Here is a 207-nt window from a genome sequence, read left to right on the forward strand (position 1 = left end):
CATTTCCACAGTCATCAGTAATGGTGTAGATTACAGCAATTGTACCACCTTGACCACAAGTCGAACTTAGGTTATTAAAGTCATAGTCTGAAGTAATCTGACCAGTGAAATCTGTATCACAAGTATCTGTTACACACGATTCAAGGGCAGCAATGTTGGCTGCATTCCAATCGTTAGCTAAGGATTCATTATCAGTACCAGAACATT

The 207-nt window shown here is 39.1% G+C and carries 1 protein-coding gene; it reads right to left on the reverse strand.

Translation table 11 applies throughout. The features are described 5' to 3' along the window. On the reverse strand, positions 1-207 hold a 207-nt coding region (locus ACRHNM_RS18590; protein ID WP_431138101.1), incomplete at both ends, for a hypothetical protein.

It is taken from the genome of Psychroserpens mesophilus, from assembly GCF_050617655.1.
GTDB classification, from domain to species: domain Bacteria; phylum Bacteroidota; class Bacteroidia; order Flavobacteriales; family Flavobacteriaceae; genus Psychroserpens; species Psychroserpens mesophilus_A.